The following is a 17,060-nucleotide window of genomic DNA, read 5'->3' on the forward strand; positions in this document are numbered from 1 at the left end:
GTGAGTCTGACGTTGGCCCTGGCCCCTAGTCCCCCTCAGGAGGCAATCCCCATGGCCAAGAACAAGAACCGCAAGCAGGGCGGCAACCAGTCGGACCGCGCATCCCAGGCGGAGCGCGGAGCCCAGGCGGCCGAGTCCAGCTCCTTCGAGTCCCAGGCCGAGCAGCCGCTGGGGCAGTCGCAGGCGCAGGGCAGCCCGGCGGATGTTGCCCGTAAGCACCAGAAGCGCTTCGGTCACAACTGACTGCCGCAGTAACGGAAATACCGAGGGGCGCGTCCGGTACCGGACGCGCCCCTCGGGCCTTTTCAGTTCCTTCTAGCCGGCCAGGCAGGACGGGCCGAGCAGCACCTTCAGATCGCCGAAGAGTGACGGATCCGCCGTGACCCGGTGCCGGTCGAGCCGGAGCACCGTGGTCTTGCGGGCGCCCTGGAGCTTGATCCGTACCTCCGAGTTGCCCCGGTGCGAGGAGAGGATCTCGCCGAGCCTGCCGACCATGGGCGGGGTGAGGCGCACCGTGGGGATGGTGATGACGACCGGTGCGTTCGTCCCGGCGTTGGACACGTCGGGGACCATCATCTCCATGGCGACCAGCCGCGGGACGTCCTCGCGCTTGTCCAGGCGTCCCTTGACGAACACCACGGTGTCCTCGACGAGTTGGGTCGAGACCAGCTGGTAGGACGCGGGGAAGAACATGCACTCGATGGAGCCCGCGAGGTCCTCGACCGTGGCGATCGCCCAGGCGTTGCCCTGCTTGGTCATCTTGCGCTGGAGACCCGAGATGATGCCGCCGATCGTCACGACCGCGCCGTCGGAGTGCTCACCGCCGGTCAGCTGGGAGATCGCCGCGTCGGACTTGTCCGAGAGGACGTGCTCCAGGCCGAAGAGCGGGTGGTCGGAGACGTAGAGACCGAGCATCTCCCGCTCCTGGGCGAGCAGATACGCCTTCTCCCACTCGATGTCGGAGAACTCGACGTCAAGACCGAAGCCCGGCTCGTCCTTGGCCTCGTCGCCGCCCATCGCGCCGAAGAGGTCGAACTGCCCCTCGGCCTCCTTGCGCTTGACCGCGACGACGTTGTCGATCATCGGCTCGAAGTGCGCGGTGAGGCCCTTGCGGGTGTGGCCCATCGTGTCGAAGGCGCCCGCCTTGATCAGCGACTCCGTGGTGCGCTTGTTGCACGCCGCCGCCTCGACCTTGTCGAGGTAGTCCGGGAACGAGGTGTACTTCCCCTTCGCCTTCCGGCTCCGGATGATCGACTCCACGACGTTCGTACCGACGTTGCGGACGGCCGAGAGCCCGAAGAGGATCACGTCGTCGCCCTGCGCCGCGAAGTTCTGCTCGGACTCGTTCACGTTGGGCGGCAGCACCTTGATGTGCATGCGCCGGCACTCGTTCAGATAGATGGCCGACTTGTCCTTGTCGTCCTTCACGGACGTGAGGAGCGCCGCCATGTACTCGGCCGGGTAGTTCGCCTTCAGATACGCGGTCCAGTACGTGACAAGACCGTACGCCGAGGAGTGCGCCTTGTTGAACGCGTATCCGGCGAACGGCACCAGGACGTCCCAGAGCGCCTGGATCGCCTGGTCGGAGAAGCCGTTCTTCCGGGCGCCCTCCTGGAAGATGGTGAAGTTCTTCGCCAGCTCCTCGGGCTTCTTCTTGCCCATCACGCGGCGCAGGATGTCGGCCTCGCCGAGCGAGTAACCGGCGACGATCTGCGCGGCCTTCTGCACCTGCTCCTGGTACACGATGAGGCCGTACGTCAGGCCGAGCGTCTCCTTCAGGGGCTCTTCGAGCTCCGGGTGGATCGGCGTGATCTCCTGGCGGTTGTTCTTGCGCTCCGCGTAGTTGGTGTGCGAGTTCATGCCCATCGGGCCCGGCCGGTACAGGGCCGAGACAGCGGAAATGTCCTCGAAGTTGTCGGGCTGCATCTGGCGGAGCAGGGAGCGCATCGGGCCGCCGTCGAACTGGAAGACGCCGAGCGTGTCACCGCGGCAGAGCAGTTCGTACGTCTTGGGGTCGTCGAGCGGGAGCGCCAGCATCTCCAGGTCGATGCCCTTGTTGGCCTTCACCATCTTGATGGCGTCGTCCATGATCGTCAGGTTCCTGAGCCCCAGGAAGTCCATCTTGATCAGGCCGAGCGACTCGCACTGCGGGTAGTCCCACTGCGTGATGGTCACACCGTCGGTGTGCCGCACCCAGATCGGGGCGTGGTCGACGATCGGCTCGCTGGACATGATGACGCCGGCCGCGTGCACGCCCATCTGCCGGACCAGGCCCTCGACGCCCTTCGCGGTGTCGATGACCTTCTTGACGTCCGGCTCGTTCTCGTACATCCCCCGGATCTCGCCCGCCTCGTTGTAGCGCGGGTGCTTGGGGTCGGTGATGCCGGAGAGGTCGATGCCCTTGCCGAGGACGTCGGCGGGCATCGCCTTGGTGAGGCGGTCGCCCATCGCGTACGGATATCCGAGCACACGCGCGGAGTCCTTGATCGCGTTCTTGGCCTTGATCTTTCCGTACGTGCCGATCATGGCGACCTTGTCGGCGCCGTACTTCTCGGTCACGTACCTGATCACCTCGACGCGCCTGCGCTCGTCGAAGTCGATGTCGACATCGGGCATGGAGACGCGCTCGGGGTTGAGGAACCGCTCGAAGATCAGACCGTGCTGGATCGGGTCGAGGTCGGTGATGCCCATGGCGTACGAGACGATCGAACCGGCCGCCGAACCACGGCCGGGACCCACCGCGATGCCGTTGTTCTTGGCCCACATGATGAAGTCGGCGACCACGAGGAAGTAGCCGGGGAACCCCATCTGGATGATGATGTCCAGCTCGTAGTCGACCTGCTTCTGGCGGTCCTCGGGGACGCCGTCGGGGTAGCGGCGGTCCATGCCGCGCCGCACTTCCTCCTTGAACCAGGTGGTGTTGGTGTAGCCCTCTTCCGGGATGTCGAACTGCGGCATGAGGTTCTTCGCCTCGAACATGCCGGTCGTGTCGATCTGTTCGGCGACGAGGCGGGTGTTGGCGCAGCCCTCCTGCCAGGCGTCGGAGGAGTCCACCGCGTACATCTCGTCCGTGGACTTGAGGTAGTAGCCGGTGCCGTCGAAGCGGAAGCGGTCGGGGTCCGAGAGGTTCTTGCCGGTCTGGATGCAGAGCAGGGCGTCGTGCGCGCTCGCCTCGTGGGCGTACGTGTAGTGCGAGTCGTTCGTCACCAGCGGCGGGATTCCGAGCTTCTTGCCGATCTCCAGGAGACCGTCGCGGACACGGCGCTCGATCTCGATGCCGTGGTCCATCAGCTCCAGGAAGTACCGGCCCTCGCCGAAGATGTCCTTGTAGTCCGAGGCCGCCTGGACGGCCTCGTCGAACTGGCCGAGACGGAGCCTGGTCTGCACCTCGCCGGACGGGCAGCCGGTGGAGGCGATGAGCCCCTCCGACCACTGGGAGATCGTCTCCTTGTCCATGCGCGGCCACTTGGTCAGCCAGCCCTCGGCGTACGCGTCCGAGGACAGCTTGAAGAGGTTGTGCAGACCGGTCTTGTTCGCCGCCCAGATCGTCTTGTGCGTGTATCCACCCGAACCGGACACGTCGTCGCGCTTCTGGTGCGGCTGCCCCCAGCGCACGCGCTGCTTGTTGCGCCGTGACTCCGGGGCGACGTACGCCTCGATGCCGATGATCGGCGTCACGCCCGCCTTCTGTGCCGTGTGGAAGAAGTCGTAGGCGCCGTGGAGGTTGCCGTGGTCGGACATGGCGATGTGCGACATGCCCATCTCATTGCAGGCATTGAACATGTCCTTGAGCCGCGCGGCACCGTCCAGCATCGAGTACTGGGTGTGGACGTGAAGGTGCGTAAACGGCGTCTTGGACACGACAGGGGCCTCCAGCGAGAGTCGGGGGGACAGCGTGGAAGTCTACGTCGGCCGACTGACAATCGCGGGGCACTCCGGAGTACCTTCGGGCGTTGCACAGGACAGGACACCTGTCCCAATTGTCATGCACCAGGAGGCACCAGCCATGTCGGACCCGCAGCCCAGCGCCGAAGAGCGCGGCGAGCAGATACTTGCCGTGTTCGGCACCGCATTCGGCGAGCTGCTGGCAGCCGACCCGGCGGCCTTCCGGGTCAAGTTCCGCAAGATGGCGGCCTCCGCCTTCGCCTTCTACCGGGGCACCGCCTGCCTCTTCTACGAGGACCTGCGCGAAGGCCGGGACAAGGGCCCGTACCTGGACGAGCGCACCAGCCGGGTCTGGGTCCACGGCGATCTCCACGCCGAGAACTTCGGCACGTACATGGACGCCAACGGCCGCCTGATCTTCAACGTGAACGACTTCGACGAGGCGTACGTCGGCCCCTTCACCTGGGACGTGAAGCGCTTCGCCGCCTCCCTCGCCCTGATCGGGCACGCCAAGGCGCTCAGCGACGACCAGATCACCGATCTCGTCCGCACCTACGCGGCGGCCTACCGCGAGCGCATCCACGACCTGGCCGCGGGCGTGAGGGACGACGACCTTCCGCCGTTCACCCTGGACACCTCCGAGGGCCCGCTGCTCGACGCCCTGCGCTCGGCCCGCTCCCGTACGCGCTTCTCGCTGCTCGACTCGATGACCGAGATCCGCGACTTCGAGCGCCGGTTCGCCCCCGGCGGCGGCTCCATCGAGCTGGACGCGGCGACCCGCTACAAGGTCCTGGCCGCTTTCGACGGCTATCTGGAGACGCTGCCCGAGGCGAGCCTGGTCCGCCCGGACTCCTACCGCGTCAAGGACGTCGTGGGCCGGCGCGGGATCGGCATCGGCTCGGCGGGTCTGCCCTCGTACAACATCCTGCTCGAAGGACACAGCGACGCCCTCGAGAACGACGTGATCATCTACATGAAGCAGGCGCAGACCCCGGCGGTCTCCCGGCACATCACGGACGACGGGGTCCGCTCGTACTTCCAGCACGAGGGCCACCGCACGGTGATCTCGCAGCGCGCCCTGCAGGACGCGGCAGACCCGTGGCTGGGCTGGACCGAGCTGGACGGTTCGGGGCAGCTGGTCGCCGAGGTCTCTCCGTACGCGGTGGACCTGGACTGGTCGGACATCGACGACCCGGAGCAGATAGCGGCGGTCGTAGCCGACCTCGGCCGGGCGACGGCCACCATGCACGCGGCGGCGGACGACGAGAGCGGCCACTCGCTGGTGCCGTTCTCCACGGAGCGGGCCATCGACGCGGCGATCGCCGCCGACGAGGACGGCTTCGCCGAGCTCCTGGTGGACTTCGCTCACAGCTACGGGGCACAGGCGCGCGCCGACCACCAGATCTTCGTCGACTTGTTCCGAAATGGCCGGATTCCGGGCCTTTAGTCCCAAGAAGCTTTAGGGATCCCTTACAGGAGGCCGTGGCAAACTCCCTCTCACTATGGACATATCCGGTACGCAGCTGAGGGCGGTTCGCGCAGCGCTTTTCACAGCGCTCGTCGTGACCCTCTCCGCTGCGTCCCATGTGCTCCTCTCCCGTGTCCCGCTGCCGCCGGTCACCGTCGCGGCGCTCGCTGCCGGGGTCTTCGCCGTGGCGTACGCACTGGCCGGGAGGGAGCGCGGCTTCGGCGCCATCGCGGGTGTCCTCATCCCGCTGGAGCTGACCGCCGACACCGTCTTCACCGCCGGACAGCACCTCTGTTACGGACCCGGCGGCGGCCCCGTCGCCGGGGCGCTGCGCTCGGTCGGCGTGGACGTGTTCTGCGGCGGCGGCCCCGTCGGCACCCCCCTCGCGGCCGTGGCGGGCCCCGGCCACCGGGCCGCGGATCTGCTCAACTCCCCCGATCCGGCGCTGCCCTGGCTGCTGCTCGCCGCCCATGTGGCCATCGGCCTGCTGGCCGCCGCCTGGCTGCGCCGCGGCGAGTCCGCGCTGGCCTCGCTGCTGCGCGCCGTCGCCGCCTTCGCCTTCAGGCCGCTGCTGATCGCGGTCGCCGCGGTGGGTGCGCCGCACGGCACCCCGGCCCGGGCGGGCCGCCCCTCGTACCGGCCGCGCACCGCACTCGCCCGGCTGCTCGTGCACTCCGTAGGACGGCGGGGACCTCCGCGCTCGGCGCTCTGCTTCGCCTGAGCCCGGCCCGTCCCCGTACCGCCCCCCTGTCTTCACACGGAGAAAACGATCATGAGTTCACGTAACAGCCACGCCAACAAGGCAGCGGCCCGCGAGCGTCTGCGCGCCGAGCGCGAGCGCCAGGAGAAGAAGGCCAAGGCCCGCCGCCAGATCGTCGTCGGCGTCTCGATCGTCGCCGTCCTCGCGATAGCCGGCGGCGTCGGCTACGGCGTCATGCAGATGAACAAGCCCTCCGCCTGGGAGGACGCCAAGAGCGCCAAGGTCGTCGCCCCGGCCAACACCTCGGGCACCAACGGCACCACGGTCACCATCGGCAAGTCGACCGCCAAGAAGACCCTTCAGGCGTACGAGGACCCGCGCTGCCCGGTCTGCGCCCAGTTCGAGCAGACGGTCGGCTCGACGGTCGAGAAGGACGTCGACGCCGGCAAGTACAAGATCCAGTACATCGGCGCCACGTTCCTCGACGGCAACGGCGGCGACGGCTCCAAGAACGGGCTGAGCGCCCTGGGCGCCGCGCTGAACGTCAGTTCCGACGCGTTCCTCAAGTACAAGTCGGCGATGTACTCGACCACGTGGCACCCCGATGAGACCGACGACAAGTTCGGGGACGACGCCTACCTCATCAAGATCGCCCAGACCGTGCCGGCCCTGAAGGACAACGCGGCCTTCCAGAAGGCGGTCAAGGACGGCACCTACGACGCCTGGGCGATGAAGATGTCCGCCAAGTTCGACAGCAGCGGTGTCACGGGCACGCCCACCCTGAAGATGGACGGCAAGGCGCTCACCGCTGCCAACGGCAGCGCGCCCATGACCGTCGCCGACTACACCACGGCGATCACCGCGGCCCTGAAGGGCTAGCCCCTACAGCGACTCCAGGAAGCCGAGCGCGACCTTCCAGGTCGCCTCGGCCGCCTCGGCGTCGTAGTCCGCGAGCTCGGGGTCGGTGAAGAGGTGCCCCGCACCCGGATAGCGGTGCACCTCGACGTCGGCCCCGGCCCGGCGCATCTGCAGGTACCAGGTGTTCAGCCAGTCGTGCGTCTCGAACGGGTCGGGGTCCGCGACATGCAGCTGTACGGGCAGCTCGTCCACCGAAGCGCCCTCCGCGATGTCGGAGGTCCCGTGCAGCAGGAGCAGCCCCCGCGCCTTCTCGTCGCCCAGCGCGAGGTTCTGCGCGAGCGACCCGCCGAGAGAGAAGCCCGCGTAGACGAGTCCCTGGTCGGAGTAAGGCGCCGAAGCCACCACGGCCCGCTTGAGCAGCTCCTCCGAACCGATCTCGTCCTTGAAGTCCATGCCTTCCTCGACGGCCGTGAAGGTCCTGCCGTCGAAGAGATCCGGCACATGGACCACGTGTCCGGCGGCCCGCAGCCGCTCGGCCGCGGCATGCACCGCGGGGCGCAGACCGTACGTCGAATGGAAAAGCATGATGTTCATGGGCCCATGGTGCCAGTTACGGTCGGAGGCATGGAGAACGTACTGCGCCCCTTGATCGTCGTGGGCGGCTCGGTCGTGCTCACCCTCGCCGTGGGCTGGCTCGTCGACCGCATGCTGCGCACCGCCGACTCACGCCGCCCCGACACCCCGCTCTGGGGCCTGCTGCGCCGGTGCAGAATCCCCCTCCAGCTCGTCCTGTGCACGGCGATGCTCCGCGCCACCTACCGCAGCGCCAAGATCCTGCCGGACCACGAGGCGGGCCTCGGGCAGATCCTCACCCTGGTGCTGATCGCCACCTCCGCCTGGCTCATCGTCCGCATCGCGACGGCGATCGTCGACTCCACGTACAGCCGGTACGCCAGCACCAACGGCACCCGCGACCCCGCCCGGGTCCGCCGCGTCCGGACCCAAGTGACGCTCATCCAGCGGGTGGTGACCGCGATCGTCGCGGTGATCGCGGTCTCGGCGATGCTGCTGACCTTCCCCGCGATGCGCACCGTGGGCGCGTCCCTGCTGGCCTCCGCCGGGATCCTGGGCATCGTCGCCGGTGTCGCCGCGCAGTCCACCCTCGGCAACCTCTTCGCCGGATTCCAGATCGCCTTCGGGGACATGGTCCGCCTCGGGGACACGGTCGTGGTGGACGGCGAATGGGGTGTGGTCGAGGAGATCACCCTCACCTTCCTGGCCGTACGGACCTGGGACGAGCGCCGGATCACCATGCCGGTCTCGTACTTCACCGGCAAACCCTTCGAGAACTGGTCCCGCGGCGGCATCCAGATGACCGGCACGGTCTTCTTCCACCTGGACCACTCGGCGCCCGTGGTGCTGATGCGCGAGCGGATGCAGGACATCCTGCGCGACTGCGCGGCCTGGGACGGCCGCGACTGGTCCCTGGCGGTGACCGACACGACCCCCTCCACGATCCAGGTGCGCGCCGTGGTCACCGCGAAGGACGCGGACGACATCTGGACGGTGCGCTGCGCGGTGCGCGAGCAGATGATCGCCTGGCTGTACGAGAACCACCCGTACGCCCTTCCCCGCATCGCGACGGCCCCCGCCGAACTCCCCAGGCCCGCGGAGATCCCCAAGCCCTCGGAAATCTCCCACCCGGACGCCGACCACCCGGACACAGGCCGGGGCTGAGGACGGCTGCTAGCGGAGGCTCCTGAAGTCCAGCTGCCGCAGCACCCGGTCCACGATCTCCGGATCCGCGCCCGGTTCGCTGCGCGCCGACAGCACCTCGTGCCGGGCGGCCGACATCATCTCCCGCTGGATGCGCTGCATCGCCTTCAGCCGCTCGGCCCGCTTGGCGAAGGCGTCGCGCCGCTCCTCGTCGACCATGTCGGGGCTGATCCTGCCCCCGATGTCGTACGCCTGCCGCATCATCCGCTCGAGGACGTCCTCCGGGAGTTCCTCGACCTCCTGGATCTCCTTGAGCCGGTGCTTGGCCGCCTTGGCCGCGCGGATCGCCAGGTTCCGCTCCAGTGCGCGCTCGGCGTCCGTGTCGGCGCGTACGCCCAGCTTCCTCACGAGCCACGGCAGCGTCAGCCCCTGGACCACCAGGGTCGCCATGATCACGCAGAAGGCGATGAAGAGGATCACGTCACGGTCGGGAAAGGGATCTCCCGCGTCCGTCTTCAGCGGGATGGCGAGGGCGAGGGCGACCGAGGCCACACCCCGCATCCCCGACCACCACATGACGATCGTCTCGCGCCAGGTGGTCGGGATCTCCTCGTCGTAGTCGCGCAGGGTGTGCAGCTTCTTCGCCAGCCAGGTGGCGGGCAGCAGCCACAGCAGCCGTACGCCCACGACGACCCCGACGACCGCCGCGCCCCAGCCGAGCAGCTGCAGCTGGCGGCCGTCGGCGGTGCCGAAGACCACATGGAGTTCGAGCCCGATCAGCCCGAAGGCGACGCCGGTGACGAGGGTGTCGACGATCTCCCAGAAGGCGTTCCCGGTGAGCCGGCCCTGGACGTCGTCGGCGTCGGCGCTGTGTTCGGCGAGGAAGAGGGCGGTGACGAGGACGGCGAGGACGCCGGAGCCCATCAGTTCCTCGGAGAGGACGTACGAGACGAAGGGCACCAGGAGCGTCAGCCCGATCTGCAGCGTGGCGTCGCCGAGCAGCCCCATCAGCTTGTTGGTGAGCCAGCCGAGCGCGGTGCCGACGGCCAGGGCGACCACGGCGGAGAGGACCAACTCCCCTGCCGCTTCCGGCCAGGAGAAGGTTCCCGTCACGGTGGCCGCGATGGCCACGTGGTACAGCGTGATCGCGGTGACGTCGTTGAACAGGCCCTCGCCCTCCAGGATGGAGACGAGCCGGCGCGGCAGCCCGAGCGAGCCCGCGACCGCGGTGGCGGCCACCGGGTCGGGCGGCGCGACCAGCGCGCCGAGCGCGACGGCGGCGGCCAGCGGAAGCCCGGGCACGACGGCGCTCGCGACGGCGGCCACGGCGGCCGTGGTCACGAAGACCAGCGCCACGGCCAGCAGCAGGATCGGCCGGAGATTGGCGGCGAACTGCCGCCAGGAGGTGCGCTGCACGGCGGCGTACAGCAGGGGCGGCAGGATCAGCGGAAGAATGAAGTCCGAGGGGATGTCCACATTCGGCACATCGGGGATCAGCGCCAGCACGATCCCGCCGATCGTCATCAGCACGGGGGCGGGCAGCCCGAGCCGCTGCCCGATCGGCACCGAGATCACAGCGCCGAGCAACAGCGCGAGCAACAGTGCCAATTGGTCCACGGGATGCCCTCCGGCGCGGTCGAAGCCCTGACGTTCAGGGCCCCCAGCGTGCCACGCAAATGCGTCGTATCACCTCAATAGACCCCGCCGGCCCACCCGTGGCGACTGCCCTCCTGACACTCAGTCAGCGAGGGTGAGAGGGCGGCGCATCGCCCGGTGCGCGATCCCCGCGTCGGGGAACTCGGGCCCGTACGCGGCATACCCGAGCCGCTCGTAGAACCCCAGCGCATGCGTCTGCGCATGCAGATCGACGGCCGTGAGCCCGCGCTCGCGCGCCGCGTCCTCGATCGCCCGCACCAGCGCCACCCCGACGCCGAGCCCGCGCGCCGCCTTCAGCACCGCGAGGCGCCCGAGCGAACCGACGCCGTCCTCCTCGATGCCGGTCAGCAGCCGGCCGGTGCCGAGGGGGCCGTCCGCGCCGACGGCGAGGACATGCAGCGCGCCCGCGTCACGCGCGTCGTACTCCAGCTCTTCGGGCACACCCTGCTCGGCGACGAAGACCTCCCTGCGCACGGCGAAGCACGCCTCGAGATCCTCGGACCGTTCGACGACCCGGACCTCGAAACCCGTGCTCACTCGCTCTCCGCGCGGATCACGTCCAGCGCCTTCTGCAGGTCGGCCGGGTATCCGCTCTCGAACTCCACCCAGCTCCCGTCGGAGGGGTGCTCGAAGCCCAGCTTCACCGCGTGCAGCCACTGCCGGGTCAGCCCGAGCCGCTTGGCCAGGGTCGGGTCGGCGCCGTACGTGAGGTCGCCCACACAGGGGTGCCGGTGGGCCGACATGTGCACCCGGATCTGGTGCGTACGCCCGGTCTCCAGCTTGATGTCGAGCAGGGACGCGGCCCGGAAGGCCTCGATCAGGTCGTAGTGCGTCACCGAAGGCTTGCCCTCGGCGGTCACGGCCCACTTGTAGTCGTGGTTCGGGTGGCGCCCGATCGGAGCGTCGATCGTGCCGCTCATCGGATCCGGGTGCCCCTGGACGAGCGCGTTGTACTTCTTCTCGACGACGCGGTCCCTGAACTGGGCCTTCAGCAGCGTGTACGCACGCTCCGACTTGGCCACCACCATCAGCCCGGACGTCCCCACGTCCAGCCGGTGCACGATCCCCTGACGCTCGGCGGCACCCGAGGTCGAGATCCGGTACCCGGCGGCGGCGAGCCCGCCGATCACGGTGGTTCCGGTCCAGCCGGGGCTCGGGTGGGCGGCGACGCCGACGGGCTTCGCGATGACGACGATGTCCTCGTCGTCATGGACGATCTCCATGCCCTCGACCGGCTCGGCGACGATCTGCACCGGTGCCGCGGCCTGAGGCATCTCCACCTCGAGCCAGGCGCCGCCATGGACGCGCTCGGACTTGCCGACCACCGTCCCGTCGACCTGCACCTTTCCCGCAGCGGCAAGCTCGGCCGCCTTGGTACGGGAGAACCCGAACATCCGGGAGATGGCGGCGTCGACGCGCTCGCCCTCCAGGCCGTCGGGAACGGGCAGGGTGCGGACCTCAGGAAACGTACTCACCCGTCGAGTATGCCTTGCTGCCAGGACGCGCTAGTCCTTGTGGACGGTCCCGTCCGGGTCCAGGCCCTTGAACGACAGGATCACGATCAAGAACCCGCCGCAGACGATCGCCGAATCCGCGAGGTTGAAGACCGCGAAGTGCCACGGGGCGATGAAGTCGACGACCGCGCCCTGGAAGATCCCGGGAGAGCGGAAGATCCGGTCGGTCAGATTGCCCAGCGCACCGCCGAGCAGCAGCCCCAGCGCGATCGCCCAGGGCAGGCTGTAGAGCTTGCGGGCGAGCCGTGCGATCACGATGATCACGGTCGCCGCGATGCAGGTGAAGATCACGGTGAAGGCCTCGCCGACCCCGAAGGCCGCACCCGGGTTCCGGATCGCCTCCAGGCGCAGCAGGTCACCGAGCAGCTCGACGGGCTCGTGGTGCTCCAGCCTGGCGACCACGATCATCTTGCTGACCAGGTCGATGAGGTACGCGAAGACGGCGACACCGAAGAGCACCTTGAGCTTCCGCGCACCCTTGGGGCGCTCGGCAGCCTCGGAGGACTCCTCCGGCTGCTCCGCCCCGGCCTCAGCCGCCTCGGGATTTTCCGGCGTACCGATGATGCGCTCCGCCTCTGCCACGTGAGTCCCTCGTCCTGGTTGCCCGACTGAGGACGAGGGTACGACACGCCAGTGCAGACGCGGAGACCTAGTAGCGGCGCTCCTGCTTCTGCTTGCACTCCACGCACAGCGTGGCCCGCGGGAAGGCCTGCATCCGGGCCTTGCCGATCGGGTTCCCGCAGTTCTCGCAGATCCCGTACGTCCCCGCGTCCAGCCGCTCGAGCGCCCGCTCGGTCTGCTCCAGCATCTCCCGCGCGTTGGCCGCCAGGGCCATCTCGCTCTCCCGCGTGATGTTCTTGGTCCCGGTGTCGGCCTGGTCGTCGCCCGCGCCGTCCCCGGAGTCCCGCATCAGCCCGGCGAGCGCCGTCTCCGCGGCCGCGATCTCGGCGCCCAGGCGCAGGTCCTCGCTCTGCAGCTCGGCACGCGCGTCGGCGACCTCGTCCGGGGTCCACGGGTCCTCCCCCGGCCGTACGGCGAGCTCGCCCGGAGCCATGGCCGCGACGGCACGCGCCTTGGGCACCGCCGTCTCCGCGCTCCCTGCCGGCTTGCGCGCCGTCGCAGTCTTCTTCGCAACCACCGTCTTGGCTCCCGTCTGTTCCGCGGCCTGCGCCGCCCCCTGGGCCGCCGGGGCGGCCTTCTTCGCCGCCTTCTTGGCGGGCGCCTTCGTTCCCACGGTCTTCTTGGCCGGCGCCTTCTTGGCCGCAGCCTTCTTGGCGGGCGCCGGTGCCTTCTTCGCCGCCGCGGTCTTCTTCACGGCTGCCTTCTTCGCTGCGGTCTCCGGTGCGACGGTGCTCTTCTTGCCGGTCTGATCCTTGGCCGTCGCGCCAGTGGATTCTGCGGACGCCGACTTCTCTGCGGCGGTCTTCTTCGCCACCATGGCCGCGGCCCCTTCACATTTTGTGATCTTGCTCGCGATACGTGCTGGGACGATAAATCGACCCCAGCCCCGCGGCAACGGGGCACGCCGCCCGTTCAGCCCACCCCGCGTCCGCGGCGAGGCGAGCCTGCATCCGTTGTGCCCAGCTCCCCGGCCGGTAATCCGCCCCGGGGACGCAGCCGGACTCCAACAGAGGACGTACGCCCCTTCGGGTCATCGGCGCACCCCGCCCGCACGCCTCGAAAACCGGTCGGCCGACCCGTCGGGCGGCCCGTACACTGGCCTCAGCGAGAGGCGCAGATGGGACGAGTAGCGTCGTACGCGGCCAAGAGCGATCCGGGGACGGTGTGAGCCCGGAGGCAGGCGCGACACGAAGATCACCCCGGAGCCGCCGGAAGAAAGGCCCCCGTCGCACGGGAGCCGACTAGACCCGGCATCGCGACCCCAATGAGGGGGCCACGGGCGCACGCCCGGGGCCAAGGAGGGTGGTACCGCGGGAGCCGAGTGCTCTCGTCCCTCCGACGGAAGCAGGACACATCCGCCGGAGGAAGATCCGATGTCGCAGTACCGCCAGGTGCCCGCCCAGGTCGACCTGCCCGCCCTTGAGCACGCCGTGCTCGATTTCTGGCGCGAGAGCAAGGTCTTCGACAAGAGCCTCGAACAGTCTTCAGGCCGACCCGAGTGGGTCTTCTACGAGGGCCCGCCGACCGCCAACGGCATGCCCGGCGCCCACCACATCGAGGCCCGCGTCTTCAAGGACGTCTTCCCCCGCTTCCGCACGATGCAGGGCTACCACGTCCCCCGCAAGGCCGGCTGGGACTGCCACGGCCTGCCCGTCGAGCTCGCCGTCGAGAAGGAGCTCGGCTTCAGCGGCAAGCCCGAGATCGAGGCGTACGGCATCGCCGCCTTCAACGACAAGTGCCGCGAGTCCGTCACCCGCCACACCGACGCGTTCTCCGACCTGACGACCCGCATGGGCTACTGGGTCGACCTCGACAACGCGTACCGCACCATGGACCCGTCCTACGTCGAGTCGGTCTGGTGGTCGCTGAAGGAGATCTTCAACAAGGGCCTCCTCGTCCAGGACCACCGCGTCGCCCCCTGGTGCCCGCGCTGCGGCACCGGCCTCTCGGACCACGAGCTGGCGCAGGGGTACGAGACGGTCGTCGACCCCTCGGTCTTCGTCCGCTTCCCCCTCACCAGCGGCCCCCTGGCGGGCGAGGCCGCCCTCCTGGTCTGGACGACGACCCCCTGGACGCTGGTCTCCAACACGGCGGTCGCGGCCCACCCCGACGTCACCTACGTCGTGGCGACCAACGGCGAAGAGAACCTGGTAGTCGCCGAACCCCTCCTCGCCAAGGCACTCGGCGAAGGCTGGGAGTCCACCGGCACGACCTTCACCGGCGCCGAGCTGGAGCGCTGGACGTACGAGCGCCCCTTCGACTTCATCGAGTTCCCGGCCGAGGCCCACTACGTGGTCAACGCCGAGTACGTCACCACCGAGGACGGCACCGGCCTCGTCCACCAGTCCCCCGCCTTCGGCGCCGAGGACCTCCAGGTCTGCAAGGCGTACGGCCTGCCCGTGGTCAACCCGGTCCGCCCCGACGGCACCTTCGAGGAGGAAGTCCCCCTCGTGGGCGGCGTCTTCTTCAAGAAGGCCGACGAAAAGCTGGTGGCCGACCTCCAGGAACGCGGCCGCCTCTTCCGCCACGTCCCGTACGAGCACAGCTACCCGCACTGCTGGCGCTGCCACACCGCGCTGCTCTACTACGCGCAGCCGTCCTGGTACATCCGCACCACCGCGGTCAAGGACGCGATGCTGCGCGAGAACGAGAAGACCAACTGGTACCCGGAGTCGGTCAAGCAGGGCCGCTTCGGCGACTGGCTGAACAACAACATCGACTGGGCGCTCTCCCGCAACCGCTACTGGGGCACCCCGCTCCCGATCTGGCGCTGCGAGGACGACCACCTCACGGTCATCGGCTCCCGCGCCGAGCTCTCCCAGCTCACCGGCACGGACCTCTCCGACCTGGACCCGCACCGCCCGTACATCGACGAAGTCACCTTCCCCTGCCCCACCTGCGAGCAGACGGCGACGCGCGTCCCGGAGGTCATCGACGCCTGGTACGACTCGGGTTCGATGCCCTTCGCCCAGTACGGCTACCCGTACCAGAACAAGGAGCTCTTCGAGAGCCGCTACCCGGCGCAGTTCATCTCCGAGGCCATCGACCAGACCCGCGGCTGGTTCTACACGCTCATGGCGGTGGGCACGCTGGTCTTCGACAAGTCTTCGTACGAGAACGTGGTCTGCCTGGGCCACATCCTCGCCGAGGACGGCCGCAAGATGTCCAAGCACCTGGGCAACACCCTCGACCCGATCCCGCTCATGGACCGGCACGGCGCGGACGCGGTGCGCTGGTTCATGGCGGCCGGCGGCTCGCCCTGGGCGGCCCGCCGGGTGGGCCACGGCACGATCCAGGAGGTCGTCCGCAAGACGCTCCTCACCTACTGGAACACGGTCGCCTTCCAGGCCCTGTACGCCCGCACGTCCAACTGGGCGCCCTCGGCGGCCGATCCGGCCCCCGAGGACCGCACGGTCCTGGACCGCTGGCTGCTGAGCGAACTCAACGCCCTGGTCGACCAGGTCACCCAGGCCCTGGAGTCGTACGACACCCAGCGCGCCGGCAAGCAGCTCTCCGCCTTCGTCGACGACCTCTCCAACTGGTACGTCCGCCGCTCGCGCCGCCGCTTCTGGCAGGGCGACAAGGCGGCGCTCCGCACCCTCCACGAGGTCGTGGAGACGGTCACCCGCCTGATGGCCCCGCTGACCCCCTTCATCACGGAGCGGGTCTGGCAGGACATGGTGGCGCCGGTGACCCCGGACGCCCCCGAGTCGGTCCACCTCTCCTCCTGGCCCAAGGCGGACCTGTCGGCGATCGACCCGACCCTCTCCTCCCAGATGGCGCTGGTACGCCGCCTGGTGGAGCTGGGCCGCGCCACGCGCGCCGAGTCGGGAGTCAAGACCCGCCAGCCCCTCTCCCGCGCCCTGGTCGCGGCGTCGGGCTTCGAGTCCCTCTCCCCCGACCTGCACGCCCAGATCACGGAGGAGCTGAACGTCACCTCCCTCGCCTCCCTCTCCGAGGTGGGCGGCTCGCTCGTCGACACGACGGCGAAGGCCAACTTCCGGGCGCTGGGCAAGCGTTTCGGCAAGGGAGTCCAGGCGGTCGCGAAGGCGGTCGCCGAGGCGGACGCGGCAGCGCTCTCCCTCGCCCTGCGCGAGGGAACGGCGACGGTGACGGTGGAAGGCGAAGAGGTCGCCCTCTCCCCCGACGAGGTCATCATCACGGAGACCCCGCGCGAGGGCTGGTCCGTCGCCTCCGACTCCGGAGCGACGGTCGCCCTGGACCTGGAGATCACCCCGGAGCTGAAGCGCGCGGGCCTGGCCCGTGACGCGATCCGCCTGATCCAGGAGGCCCGCAAGAACAGCGGCCTGGACGTGGCGGACCGCATCGCCGTCCGCTGGACGACAACGGACCCGGCCACGTCCGAGGCCCTGACGGAACACGCCCCCCTGATCACGGACGAGGTCCTGGCCCTGGACTACGCGGAGGGCGAGCCCGACGACACGTTCGGCACCCCCTTCACGGACGAGGGCCTGTCCCTGACGTTCCACCTCCGCAAGACGGAGAAGTAGCACCGCACCACGCAAAGGCCCGGCCGGAACCACCGGCCGGGCCTTCTGCATAGGTTGTGGGCAATCGTTCCGCAGGGCGGAACGGGTGGGCACAACCCCCCGACGCCACCTGCGAACCCGCTCCCGTCCAC

The 17,060-nt window shown here is 69.2% G+C and carries 13 protein-coding genes; 6 read left to right on the plus strand and 7 right to left on the minus strand.

Annotated elements, in window-relative coordinates:
• Nucleotides 1-51 precede the first annotated feature (51 nt).
• Entirely contained in the window at nucleotides 52-243 is a 192-nt protein-coding gene (locus OG707_RS08335; RefSeq protein WP_329115967.1) for a hypothetical protein, read from the plus strand.
• 72 nt (nucleotides 244-315) lie between these two features.
• On the opposite strand, the gene dnaE is transcribed toward OG707_RS08335, so the two are convergent.
• Nucleotides 316-3,861: a DNA polymerase III subunit alpha gene (gene dnaE / locus OG707_RS08340; protein WP_329115969.1), complete on the minus strand. Its 3,546-nt coding sequence runs from the start codon at nucleotides 3,859-3,861 to the stop codon at nucleotides 316-318.
• A 145-nt stretch (nucleotides 3,862-4,006) separates the two neighbouring features.
• Between dnaE and OG707_RS08345 the strand changes: the two genes are divergently transcribed.
• The 3 genes from OG707_RS08345 to OG707_RS08355 are packed head-to-tail and all read left to right on the plus strand — an operon-like array spanning nucleotide 4,007 to nucleotide 6,932.
• Nucleotides 4,007-5,332 carry a DUF2252 domain-containing protein gene (locus OG707_RS08345; RefSeq protein ID WP_329115971.1) on the plus strand — a complete coding sequence of 442 codons (1,326 nt, stop codon included), beginning with the start codon at nucleotides 4,007-4,009 and terminating at the stop codon, nucleotides 5,330-5,332.
• Nucleotides 5,333-5,387: 55 nt separating this feature from the next.
• On the plus strand, nucleotides 5,388-6,074 hold the full coding sequence (locus OG707_RS08350; protein ID WP_329115973.1) for a hypothetical protein: 687 nt from the start codon (nucleotides 5,388-5,390) through the stop codon (nucleotides 6,072-6,074).
• Nucleotides 6,075-6,125: 51 nt separating this feature from the next.
• Entirely contained in the window at nucleotides 6,126-6,932 is an 807-nt protein-coding gene (locus OG707_RS08355) for a thioredoxin domain-containing protein (protein ID WP_329115975.1), read from the plus strand.
• 3 nt (nucleotides 6,933-6,935) lie between these two features.
• Here OG707_RS08355 and OG707_RS08360 read toward each other — a convergent pair whose 3' ends face one another.
• On the minus strand, nucleotides 6,936-7,505 hold the full coding sequence (locus OG707_RS08360) for a dienelactone hydrolase family protein (protein ID WP_329115978.1): 570 nt from the start codon (nucleotides 7,503-7,505) through the stop codon (nucleotides 6,936-6,938).
• A gap of 30 nt (nucleotides 7,506-7,535) precedes the next feature.
• Here OG707_RS08360 and OG707_RS08365 point away from each other — a divergent pair, with 30 nt between their 5' ends.
• Nucleotides 7,536-8,648 carry a mechanosensitive ion channel family protein gene (locus OG707_RS08365; RefSeq protein ID WP_329115980.1) on the plus strand — a complete coding sequence of 371 codons (1,113 nt, stop codon included), beginning with the start codon at nucleotides 7,536-7,538 and terminating at the stop codon, nucleotides 8,646-8,648.
• A 9-nt stretch (nucleotides 8,649-8,657) separates the two neighbouring features.
• Here OG707_RS08365 and OG707_RS08370 read toward each other — a convergent pair whose 3' ends face one another.
• The 5 genes from OG707_RS08370 to OG707_RS08390 all read right to left on the minus strand — a co-directional run bounded on the left by OG707_RS08370 (nucleotide 8,658) and on the right by OG707_RS08390 (nucleotide 13,235).
• On the minus strand, nucleotides 8,658-10,244 hold the full coding sequence (locus OG707_RS08370; RefSeq protein WP_329115982.1) for a Na+/H+ antiporter: 1,587 nt from the start codon (nucleotides 10,242-10,244) through the stop codon (nucleotides 8,658-8,660).
• Between the two features lie 120 nt (nucleotides 10,245-10,364).
• Nucleotides 10,365-10,820: a GNAT family N-acetyltransferase gene (locus tag OG707_RS08375; protein WP_329115984.1), complete on the minus strand. Its 456-nt coding sequence runs from the start codon at nucleotides 10,818-10,820 to the stop codon at nucleotides 10,365-10,367.
• Complete coding sequence (locus OG707_RS08380) at nucleotides 10,817-11,758, minus strand: RluA family pseudouridine synthase (RefSeq protein ID WP_329115986.1); 942 nt, start codon at nucleotides 11,756-11,758, stop codon at nucleotides 10,817-10,819. Before OG707_RS08380 ends, OG707_RS08375 begins: the two co-directional genes overlap by 4 nt.
• Nucleotides 11,759-11,788: 30 nt before the next feature.
• The gene (lspA, locus tag OG707_RS08385) at nucleotides 11,789-12,379 is read right to left on the minus strand and encodes a signal peptidase II (RefSeq protein ID WP_329115988.1); all 591 of its coding nucleotides are present in this window, start codon (nucleotides 12,377-12,379) and stop codon (nucleotides 11,789-11,791) included.
• A 67-nt stretch (nucleotides 12,380-12,446) separates the two neighbouring features.
• A complete protein-coding gene (locus OG707_RS08390; RefSeq protein WP_329115991.1) occupies nucleotides 12,447-13,235 on the minus strand; it encodes a TraR/DksA family transcriptional regulator in 789 nt (262 codons plus the stop codon).
• Nucleotides 13,236-13,791: 556 nt separating this feature from the next.
• Here OG707_RS08390 and ileS point away from each other — a divergent pair.
• Nucleotides 13,792-16,929, plus strand: a complete 3,138-nt coding sequence (gene ileS, locus OG707_RS08395) for an isoleucine--tRNA ligase (protein ID WP_329115993.1) — start codon at nucleotides 13,792-13,794, stop codon at nucleotides 16,927-16,929.
• Nucleotides 16,930-17,060 lie beyond the last annotated feature (131 nt).

It is taken from the genome of Streptomyces sp. NBC_01465 (assembly GCF_036227325.1).
Lineage (GTDB): Bacteria > Actinomycetota > Actinomycetes > Streptomycetales > Streptomycetaceae > Streptomyces.

What these genes read in the sequence shown, in the direction of transcription:
- OG707_RS08365 (WP_329115980.1), top strand. Translation starts at nt 7,536, where the DNA reads ATGGAGAACGTACTGCGCCCCTTGATCGTCGTGGGCGGCTCGGTCGTG.
- OG707_RS08350 (WP_329115973.1), top strand. Translation starts at nt 5,388, where the DNA reads ATGGACATATCCGGTACGCAGCTGAGGGCGGTTCGCGCAGCGCTTTTC.
- OG707_RS08390 (WP_329115991.1), bottom strand. Translation starts at nt 13,235, where the DNA reads ATGGTGGCGAAGAAGACCGCCGCAGAGAAGTCGGCGTCCGCAGAATCC.
- ileS (WP_329115993.1), top strand. Translation starts at nt 13,792, where the DNA reads ATGTCGCAGTACCGCCAGGTGCCCGCCCAGGTCGACCTGCCCGCCCTT.
- OG707_RS08360 (WP_329115978.1), bottom strand. Translation starts at nt 7,505, where the DNA reads ATGAACATCATGCTTTTCCATTCGACGTACGGTCTGCGCCCCGCGGTG.
- OG707_RS08355 (WP_329115975.1), top strand. Translation starts at nt 6,126, where the DNA reads ATGAGTTCACGTAACAGCCACGCCAACAAGGCAGCGGCCCGCGAGCGT.
- OG707_RS08335 (WP_329115967.1), top strand. Translation starts at nt 52, where the DNA reads ATGGCCAAGAACAAGAACCGCAAGCAGGGCGGCAACCAGTCGGACCGC.
- OG707_RS08345 (WP_329115971.1), top strand. Translation starts at nt 4,007, where the DNA reads ATGTCGGACCCGCAGCCCAGCGCCGAAGAGCGCGGCGAGCAGATACTT.